General features: G+C 67.4%; 6 protein-coding genes. 5 read left to right on the top strand and 1 reads right to left on the bottom strand.

Annotated elements, in window-relative coordinates; all coding sequences use genetic code 11:
• From tsaB to tsaD, 3 genes are all read left to right on the top strand, one after another.
• The coding region (gene tsaB, locus NP3_RS07255; RefSeq protein ID WP_063039047.1) for a tRNA (adenosine(37)-N6)-threonylcarbamoyltransferase complex dimerization subunit type 1 TsaB at window positions 1–686 on the top strand (686 nt) is incomplete at its 5' end.
• A 62-nt stretch (window positions 687–748) separates the two neighbouring features.
• Window positions 749–1,252, top strand: coding sequence for a ribosomal protein S18-alanine N-acetyltransferase (rimI, locus tag NP3_RS07250; RefSeq protein WP_063039043.1), 504 nt, complete (start codon window positions 749–751; stop codon window positions 1,250–1,252).
• Window positions 1,249–2,289 (top strand): tRNA (adenosine(37)-N6)-threonylcarbamoyltransferase complex transferase subunit TsaD, encoded by a 1,041-nt coding sequence (gene tsaD / locus NP3_RS07245; protein ID WP_063039041.1) that lies wholly within the window; start codon window positions 1,249–1,251, stop codon window positions 2,287–2,289. Before rimI ends, tsaD begins: the two co-directional genes overlap by 4 nt.
• Window positions 2,290–2,454: 165 nt before the next feature.
• On the opposite strand, the gene NP3_RS07240 is transcribed toward tsaD, so the two are convergent.
• Entirely contained in the window at window positions 2,455–3,999 is a 1,545-nt protein-coding gene (locus NP3_RS07240; RefSeq protein WP_063039045.1) for a DUF7159 family protein, read from the bottom strand.
• A gap of 707 nt (window positions 4,000–4,706) precedes the next feature.
• On the opposite strand from NP3_RS07240, the gene groES reads away from it, so the two are divergent.
• A complete protein-coding gene (groES, locus tag NP3_RS07235; RefSeq protein ID WP_040686722.1) occupies window positions 4,707–5,006 on the top strand; it encodes a co-chaperone GroES in 300 nt (99 codons plus the stop codon).
• 88 nt (window positions 5,007–5,094) lie between these two features.
• On the top strand, window positions 5,095–5,836 hold a 742-nt coding region (gene groEL / locus NP3_RS07230; RefSeq protein WP_157124171.1), incomplete at its 3' end, for a chaperonin GroEL.

Genomic DNA, 5,836 nt, shown 5'->3' with positions numbered 1-5,836 from the left:
CCCCCGCCGTAACGGCGGGATTGGTGGAACTGGAGCAGGCCGCACCCGGCACCGTCGCCCCGGCGCGGGTGCGCACCGTCGCCGCTCGGGTCCGGGTCGACGCTCGCGCTCACGCCGAGGTGCTCACTCCGCAAATCCTCGAATGCCTGTCGGAGGCAGATCGTTCCAGGGCCGATATCGAGGCCGTCGTGGTCGGCATCGGGCCGGGGCCGTTCACCGGACTGCGCGTCGGCATGGCGACCGCCGCCGCCTTCGGTGACGCGCTCGGCGTCCCGGTCTACGGTGTGTGCAGCCTCGACGCGATCGCCGCCGACGCGATGCTCGAACCGTCGCTGCTGCCGGACATCACACCCGAGAGCGAACTGCTCGTGGTCACCGACGCACGCCGCCGCGAGGTTTACTGGGCCCGCTACCGTGACGGATATCGCATCGAGGGCCCTGAGGTGAGCAAGCCCGGTGACCTGGATCCTGTACAGGCCACCATGATCGCCGGTTCCGCCTCGCACGTCGACCTGTTCGACCTACCCGTGCTCCCGGCCGAAACCCCGTCACCCGCCGGTCTGGTGCGGGTCGCCGCTGCCGAACTGCTCGCCCGCGCCGTCCCGGAACCGTTGATCCCGCTGTACCTGCGCAGACCGGATGCGGTGGAACGGAGCTACCGCACGCTCGACCGGACGGGAGCGTGACGGCCATGGAGCCCGACCGGAGGTCCAAGGGGCGAAGCAGATCCGTGACTCGCATCGAGCCCATGGACGTCGCCGATATCGAGCGCTGTGTCGAACTCGAGCAGTTGTTGTTCCCGGAGGACGATCCGTGGCAGGCGGTGTCCTTCCACTCTGAACTGGCCGGACCGCACAACCGCTATATCGTCGCGCGCGACGAGGCCGGGCGAATGGTCGGCTATGCGGGTATCGCGCTGCTCGGTGATGCCGAACACCCCGAGGCCGAGGTGCACACCATCGGCGTCGATCCAGGCTGCCATCGCGGGGGTGTCGGCACGATGCTGCTGGAGGCGCTGCTCGCCGAGGCGGGTAAGCGCGGCGGGCCGGTCTTCCTCGAGGTGCGCACCGATAACGCACCCGCCATCGCGCTCTACGCCAAGCACGGCTTCCACATCATCGGGCTGCGCAAGAACTACTACCACCCGAGCGGCGCCGACGCGTACACCATGCGCAGACCGGAACTAGCGGCGAACCCGGCCTGGCGCCCGCAGCCAGCCGAATCGGCACAACCGAACGAGGTGCTTTCGTGATCGTCATGGGTATCGAAAGTTCCTGTGACGAAACGGGAGTCGGCATTGTGCGCCGCCACCCCGACGGGACCTGTGAACTGCTCGCCGACGAGGTCGCCTCGAGTGTCGAGCAGCACGCCCGCTTCGGCGGTGTGGTCCCGGAGATCGCCTCGCGCGCACATCTCGAGGCCATCGTGCCCGCGATGCGCCGAGCGCTGGCCGCCGCGGGCATCAGCAAGCCCGATGCACTCGCGGTGACCATCGGACCCGGACTGGCCGGTGCGCTGCTGGTCGGTGTCGCGGCCGCGAAAGCCTATGCGGCAGCATGGGATGTGCCGTTCTACGCACTGAACCATCTCGGTGGGCACGTCGCGGTGGACACCCTCGAACACGGTCCGATGCCGCCGTGCGTCGCGCTGCTGGTCTCCGGCGGGCACACGCATCTGCTGCACGTCACCGATCTGGCCGAGCCGATCGTCGAACTGGGCAGCACCGTCGACGACGCCGCGGGCGAAGCCTTCGACAAGGTCGCCCGGCTACTCGGCCTCGGCTTCCCGGGGGGACCCGCGCTGGATGCCGCTGCGGCACACGGCGATCCGAAGGCCATCGCCTTCCCCCGCGGTATGACCGGCCCGCGCGACCCCCGCTACGACTTCTCCTTCTCCGGCCTCAAAACCGCCGTGGCCCGCTACGTCGAGGCGGCCCAGCGCAACGGCTTCACCGCCGATGAACTGCCGATCCCGGACATCGCGGCATCGTTCCAGGAGTCGGTCGCCGACGTACTAACCATGAAGGCGGTACGTGCCGCCCAGGACGTCGGCGTGCAAACCCTGGTCCTCGGCGGCGGCGCCACCGCCAACTCCAGAATCCGCTCGATGGCCGAAGCCCGCTGCGCCGCAGCCGGATTGCGCCTGCGCGTCCCCAAACCCCGCCTGTGCACCGACAACGGCGTAATGATCGCCGCCCTCGGCGCCCACGTAATCGCAGGCGGCGCACCCCCATCCCCCCTGACCGTCGCCACCGACCCCGGCCTCCCGGTCTCCGTCAGCCAAGTCTAGGGGAGCGCGGAGGCAATCAAGATCAGGTGGCACTGAGGGCGGTCATCTCTCGCGTTTTGCCGCCATGGTTTCCACGTGATCATTCGACCAGCCGGGCGCGCCGGGTGGGGTGGGAACGGTGGATGGGGTGTGGTGGGGGAGTGAGTTCTTGGGGGGAGTTGGTTTTCAGTCGTGCGGTCCGACCAAATGCCCCGACAGCCCCGCACTCGATCCAGAATTCGCCTTGGGCGGGAACGGAATCCGCGATTGTGCGGGCGTCTGCGGAGGCTCCAGTTGCGGCGGCGATGACGCTGGACCGCGGTCCTGCCCCGACGACCCGGCACCCGGCGAATTCGGATTTCCGAACAGCGGTCCGAGCAACTCGGGGAACGGAATCGGCGGCAGGTTCGGATCCGGGCGCAGCGTCGGCGCGGACGGGGTGGTCCCGACGGTCGACGAGGCGGTCGAGGTGGCCGGTTGGCCGCGGTCCGGAGTGAGCGAGGGGATATTGGCGCCGGAGGGCCGGTTGGTGCTCTCCCGGTTCGGGCCGGTGGTCGAAGTGCCCGCACCGGTCGGTGGCACCACCGTCACCGGCGCCGTGGGTAGTTGGGCACTACTAGTGGTGCCCGCGGGGGAGATCTCGTCGTCCCCGGTCGGTGCGAAGGTCTTCACCCCGTAGCCGATGACCAGCCCGACCACCACGATCGCACCCGCCAGCGTGCCGACGACCTTGGTGAAGGTACCGACCGGCGCGTCGGCGGCGCCGACGACCGGGAATACCGACGGCTGCACCGAATCCGCCACCAGCGCGGCGCCTTTCGCGATCACCGCCTCCGGATCGTCGATGGTGTGCACCGGAATGTCGAGCGCGCGTTCGAGGGTGGACAGGACGGCCGGAATATTGGCCCCGCCGCCGATAACGATGACGGCCTGCGGAAACGTGGGCGCCCGCGCGAAAACCGCGGCGACGAAAACGGCGGTCTCGCGCAGCAGATCCGAGATCAGTTCCTCGAAGTCGGCCCTGGTCAGCTTGAGCGGCTGCCCGGCGACATGATCGATGGTCACGGCGGGCGCGATCGATAGGTGTTCCTTGGCGGCGCGGCCGCGGTTCGTCAGCATGCCCCGGTTGGGGCGGGTGCCGCGCCGGGCGTAGTGCAGATCGACGAGGTGGTGATAGATCAGCTCGTCGATGGCGTTGCCGCTGATCGCTGCGGTGCGTTCGGTGCGAAGGACGGAGCAGTCGGCTTGGTCGGCCACGGTGACGCTGAGACCGGTCGCGCCGAGGTCGACGATGGCGACCGTCTCGTAGCGGTCCACGAGTCCGGTGTGCCGCAAATACGTAAGTGCCGCAGTACCTTCCGGAACCAGCCGCAGATCGCGCTGTTTGCCGGTGGCCGATCGGATCACCTGCGCCTGCTCTTTACTGCGATAAGCCACCGCGACGCTGGTGGGCGGGCGACCGGCGGCGGAATCGACACCGACCGATTTCGCACCGGCGAAGCGCGCGCCGACCGGATGCGTGGGAAAGGCCACGTCATAGGAGAGCTGCGTGGTCGGAAGCTGGGTGGTCATGAGCTCGATCGAGGACGCGACGAGATCGCCGAGATCGGAGTGGGCCGCGTCCGCGGAAACCACTCGATAGTCGAAACTCTGCGCGCCATTGGACGCGGTAGCGACCAGCGCCGAGCACACGACCTCGTTACCGGCCGATATGCCGAGGGATGTTCGCATGTCACCTCCCTTCGAGCGGATGGTCATGGTGTCGCCGACCATCTCGAATGGACAGCCGGACAGCTCGCGTGGATGGCGAGCGATCCGGACGCGGGACCGGGCCGACCCGTTGTCCGGATGGGTCGCTGGGACGGCCATGGATCACGTGTGGTCTTGCCCTCTGGTGAAGCTTCTCGTTTGAAAACGCTGGTGTCGTGACGCTGGTACTGACGTTGATCTTGCTCTTGCGGAGCGGGTATTGCTCTGTGGCACTGGGTGTTTCGTGACGCTTGGTGCTCCCCCCACGGCGCCGGTTCGTGACGAACACGGCGAGCGGAGCACGGCCGTCGTCAATACTGTCACAATCCGTTATCCGAACGTTACAGATTTGCCGAAGTCTTGGGAAGCCCTCAGACATCTGGGCGTGGCGTGGCGCACGCGTGTCGGAAAACGACCCGCGTAGGCGGGGACCAACGGTTTTGGCACCGTCCAACCTTGAGCGCTGGCACTCTCATGTATAGAGTGCTAGTCGGCACTGTGTGATGTGCGTGTGCCAGTTCGACTACTGAGCAGGGGTCCCGGCACCCGCGACGACGGGGCTGATGCGCAGGGTCGAGTTCGAGTGACCGTCGGCGACTGCTTGCGGGTCGCTCGATACAAACCGATACCGATGGTCCGGGACAACAGTTCCGGACGACCGTAAATCCCCTGAAAGTGGAGGGCTCAACGTGGCGAGCGTGAACATCAAGCCGCTCGAGGACAAGATCCTCGTCCAGGCCAACGAGGCCGAGACGACGACGGCCTCCGGCCTGGTCATCCCCGACACGGCGAAGGAGAAGCCGCAGGAGGGCACCGTCATCGCCGTCGGCGAAGGACGCGTCACCGACAAGGGTGACCGCATCCCGGTCGACGTCAAGGAAGGCGACGTCGTCATCTACAGCAAGTACGGCGGCACCGAGATCAAGTACCAGGGCGAGGAGTACCTCATCCTGTCGGCGCGCGACATCCTGGCCGTCGTCACCAAGTAGCCGATAGGCACATGCGTTCCGCCCCGGTGTCTTTCGCGACCCGGGGCGGAGTGCGTTCGGCCCAGAACACACAGGAGCTGACAAAAACATGGCAAAGCAGATCGAGTTCGACGAGAAGGCTCGTCGTGCTCTCGAGCGCGGCGTCGACAAGCTCGCCGACGCGGTGAAGGTCACCCTCGGGCCGCGTGGTCGCCACGTCGTGCTCGCGAAGGCCTTCGGCGGCCCGACCGTGACCAACGACGGTGTCACCATCGCGCGCGATATCGACCTCGAGGATCCGTTCGAGAACCTCGGCGCGCAGCTGGTCAAGAGCGTCGCGACCAAGACCAACGATGTTGCCGGTGACGGCACCACCACCGCCACCGTGCTGGCCCAGGCGTTGGTGCGCGCGGGTCTGAAGAACGTTGCGGCGGGTGCGAATCCGATCGTGGTGGGTTCGGGCATCGCCAAGGCCGCCGACGCGGTCTCCGAGGCGCTGCTCGCGCTGGCCACCCCGGTCTCCGGCGAGCAGGCCATCGCACAGGTCGCCACCGTCTCCTCGCGCGACGAGGAGATCGGCGAAATGGTCGGCAAGGCGCTGACCACCGTCGGCAAGGACGGTGTGGTCACCGTCGAGGAGTCCTCGACGCTGCAGACCGAACTCGTCGTCACCGAGGGCGTCCAGTTCGACAAGGGCTACCTCTCGCCCTACTTCGTCACCGACGCCGACAGCCAGCAGGCCGTCCTCGAGGACGCCTACATCCTGCTGAACCGGGAGAAGATCAGCTCGCTGCCCGATCTGCTCCCGCTGCTGGAGAAGATCGCCGAATCCGGCAAGCCGGTGCTGATCA

It is taken from the genome of Nocardia pseudovaccinii NBRC 100343 (assembly GCF_001613225.1).
In the GTDB taxonomy this organism is placed as follows: domain Bacteria; phylum Actinomycetota; class Actinomycetes; order Mycobacteriales; family Mycobacteriaceae; genus Nocardia; species Nocardia pseudovaccinii.
The sequence above is the reverse complement of the archived record's forward strand: the minus strand, read 5'-3'. Positions and strand labels throughout refer to the sequence as shown.